General features: G+C 74.3%; 2 protein-coding genes. One reads left to right on the top strand and one right to left on the bottom strand.

Annotated features, from left to right (window positions below; all coding sequences use genetic code 11):
* Nucleotides 1–879 (top strand): hypothetical protein (locus tag ASG00_RS11495; RefSeq protein WP_442922645.1); only part of this gene is annotated, 879 nt, incomplete at its 5' end.
* A gap of 154 nt (nt 880–1,033) precedes the next feature.
* On the opposite strand, the gene cofD is transcribed toward ASG00_RS11495, so the two are convergent.
* The gene (cofD, locus tag ASG00_RS11490; RefSeq protein WP_268772167.1) at nt 1,034–1,981 is read right to left on the bottom strand and encodes a 2-phospho-L-lactate transferase; all 948 of its coding nucleotides are present in this window, start codon (nt 1,979–1,981) and stop codon (nt 1,034–1,036) included.
* Between the last annotated feature and the right edge of the window lie 78 nt (nt 1,982–2,059).

Below are 2,059 nucleotides of genomic sequence, written 5' to 3'. Positions count from 1 at the left end.
GGTGAAATGAGCTGGAAAGACGACGACGTCCACTTCCGCGTCGTCAGCGGACCACCGACGTACGCGCATCATTCCGACGGCCCGGTGATCGCGGCCCCTGTTCGTCGCGGCGACGACCTTCGCGGCTACCTCGTCACGTCGGCCGATCCGGCCGGCGGCGTACTCGTCCTTCTGGCGGGTTACGACGACGAGGATTACGTCAACATCCACTCCGATCATTGGTGGCGGATCCTCGCTGACGGCGCAGCCAATGGCGTCCCGGCACACGAGCTGTTCGACTCGCTCGTGGGTACCGCCGGTCCGGAGCGCTCCGGGGCAGTCGGCACGGATCTCGTCACGTTCCCGAATACGGCCGCCGTCTCGGGCGCGCTCAACCCCCCTCGGCCCGACCGGAACTCGCGCGGCGGTGCAGCCCGTGGCCGTGCGGCGTCGCCGGAGGTCGCTCGCACCCCCGTCACGCGCGAGCAGATCGACGCCGTGCTGCGCGGCGTCGCCCCGTCGACCCCGGAGATCGACGCCCGTATCGCCGCCCTCGACGGTGCCGTTCGGGTGCGCCCCGCGCCCGAGACGGTCGTGGTCGCCCTTCCGTACGACCCCGACGCACTTCCGGCGGGAGCCGCCCCGGGCACGCGCGTGCACGAGCCCACGTTCCTGGTCGGGACGTTCCTCACCCGGGAGACCGTCCCGACGGGACCCACGATGCTGCACCTCACCATTCCCGCGGGCACCCCAGCTCTCTACACCCCCCCTGCGCCGGCAGAGGCGGGGGCGGGCACGCTCCTCCTCGCGCGCGGCCTCGACTGGGAGATCACGGAACTCGGTGCCGCCACCGTGTCCGGACGGGTCGTGTCCGTGCCTCCAAGCGGCGACGCCGGCTGAGTCACGGCGCCGCGCCGCGGTGACCACGACTCCGGAGAATCCCGCCGGAACCCGGCGTTGGCGTCGCCCCGCGCGCGACTCCGGAGTTGCGGTACGTCGAACCGACCTGAGGCACGGCCGATCGGCTCCGGCGCCTATCCCGCGAGGGCCCGGTTCAGCGGGCGGCCGCGGCCAGCGCGGCGTCGGCGATCGCGGCCGAGGCCGCGACATCGGTCATCCACAGCGGCGCGACGACCGGGGTGATCCCGACCGCGGCGACGGCCGGTGCGAGCGCCGCGTCCTCCTCGGCGAGCAGCCACGCGTCGAGCACGCCGCCGGCGGTGCGACTGCCGTAGTGGGCGGCCACGGCATCGGCCGCGGTGTCGACGCCGATCGCGGTGAGGCACACGTCGGCCATGCCGCGCACGACCGCACCGCCGATGATCGGCGAGACGCCGACGACCCGAGCGGATGTCGCGGCGAGGGCGTCCCGCACCCCGGGAACGGCGAGGATCGGGCCGATCGAGACGACCGGGTTCGACGGCGCGAGCAGCACGACGTCGGCGGCGGCGATCGCCTCGACGACGCCGGGTGCGGGGACGGCGCCGACCAGCCCGGGATTCTCGAATGCGCGGGGGGCGAGGGTCGCGCGGTGCCGGGTCCACCACTCCTGGAAGTGCAGCACCTCGCCCGACTCGAGCCGCACCCACGTGTCGGCCTCGCTGTCGGTCATCGGCAGCAGGGTCACGCCCAGCGGCCAGCGGGCCGACAGACGGGCGACGACCTCGGTGACGGAGAGACCGTCGCGCAGCCATCCGGTGCGCGCGAGGTGGGTGCCGAGATCGAGGTCGCCGAGCGTGAACCACGGCCAGCCGGCGCCCCACGCCTGCAGCTCGGCGTTGACCCGCTCGGTGTCGCCGGCGCGTCCCCACCCGCGGACGGTGTCGTTCTGGCCGCCGAGCGCATAGAGCACCGAGTCGATGTCGGGCTGCAGGCGCACGCCGCTCAGCCACAGGTCGTCGCCGGTGTTCACGACGACGGTCGCCGCGGGATCGCCGCGACGGGCGAGCGCCTCACGCACACCGAGGGTGAACTTCGAGCCGCCGACCCCGCCGGCGAGCACGACGACCCGGGTCACGCGGGGGCCTGCGCCGATGCCGCGGCGCGCGCCGCGCCCGGAAGCGCCGCCGTGATCACAGCG

This window comes from Microbacterium sp. Leaf351 (assembly GCF_001423825.1).
Taxonomy (GTDB): domain Bacteria; phylum Actinomycetota; class Actinomycetes; order Actinomycetales; family Microbacteriaceae; genus Microbacterium; species Microbacterium ginsengisoli.
Note: the sequence above shows the minus strand (reverse complement) of the source record. Positions and strands in the feature narration are given on the sequence as shown.